Below are 1,251 nucleotides of genomic sequence, written 5' to 3' on the forward strand. Positions count from 1 at the left end.
GCCGGCGCGCGCCAGCGCCGGCGGGGTACGCGCGCACACCGTCGCGGTCGGCGCCCCCGGCCTCGTCGACCCCGCCACCGGGCGGCTGACCGGCACCGGGACGCTGCCCTCCTGGCACGGCGCGCTGGTCGCCGGGCTGCGCGACCGCCTCGAAGCGCCGCTGCTCCTGGAGAACGAGGTCAATCTCGCGGCCATCGCCGAATGCCGGGACGGCGCGGCCCGCGACCGCGACCGCGACACCTTCGTCCTCCTGTGGCTGGGCCACGGCGTGGGGGCCGCGGTGTTCCTGGACGGCCGGCTCCGCCGCGGCGCCTCCGGCGGCACGGGCGAGATCGGCTTCCTGCCCGTACCGGGGACACCGTCGCTGCCCACCGCCGCGGGCTGCGACGGCGGCTTCCACTCCCTCGCCGCCTCCCCGGCGATCGTGGCACTCGCGGGGGAGTACGGCTTCGTCCCCGCGAACGTCGAAGACGGTACGGACGCACCGCCCGCCGAACACGTCGTCCGCGCGGCCGTGGCCGCGGGGCCCGTTGGTGCCGCCTTCCTCGACGCCCTCGCGCGGCGCGTCGCCGTCGGCGTGGCCGCGGTGGCCGCCGTGCTCGACCCCGGCTGTGTCGTACTCGGCGGCGAGATCGGCCGGGCCGGCGGCGAGGCCCTGGCCACCCGGGTGGCCACGTACGCGGCCCGCATGTCGCCCCTGTACACCGAGGTCCGCGCGGGCACGGTGGGCGGCCGCGGCGTCCTGCGCGGTGCCGTACTCGCCGCCAAGGACGCCGCCCAGGACGACCTCTTCAGCCCGGACGACGCGGCGCACTGAACGACGCCACTCACTGAACGACGCAGGGAGCGTTTCGGTCGGGAAGCGGTCACAGGGAGGAGGGCCCGGACGCGGACGCGTCCTGTGGCCACGGAGACGGATCGCCGGCCCACCGGGCCAGGAGGCGGTCCAGCTCGGTGAGGGTCAGCGGCTTGGTCAGGTGGGCGTCGAAACCGGAGCGGGCCGAGCGGTCGCGGTCGGCGCGCTGGCTGAAACCGGAGACGGCGACCAGCCGGGTGCGGTCGGCCGGGAGTGCTTCGCGCAGTCGGCGGGCGACGTCGTGGCCGTGGATGTCGGGGAGCGCGAGATCGCTGAGGACCAGGTCGAAGGGGGCGGCGCCGGCGGCGGCCAGGCCGGCGCTGCCGGTGTGCGCGACCGTCACGCGGTCGCCGCTCCGCTCCAGCAGGGCGCGGTAGGTGGCGGCCAGGTCGGCG

Annotated in this window: 2 protein-coding genes; one reads left to right on the forward strand and one right to left on the reverse strand. The window is 77.4% G+C overall.

Features of this window, described 5'->3' with window-relative positions; genetic code table 11:
* Window positions 1-817, forward strand: an 817-nt coding sequence (locus ABT381_RS35805; RefSeq protein WP_351602304.1) for an ROK family protein, incomplete at its 5' end; no start/stop codon positions are given.
* 49 nt (window positions 818-866) lie between these two features.
* On the opposite strand, the gene ABT381_RS35810 is transcribed toward ABT381_RS35805, so the two are convergent.
* Window positions 867-1,251: response regulator (locus ABT381_RS35810; RefSeq protein WP_351602307.1), on the reverse strand; the 385-nt coding region annotated here is incomplete at its 5' end.

Source organism: Streptomyces sp. NPDC000151, assembly GCF_040301705.1.
GTDB lineage: Bacteria > Actinomycetota > Actinomycetes > Streptomycetales > Streptomycetaceae > Streptomyces.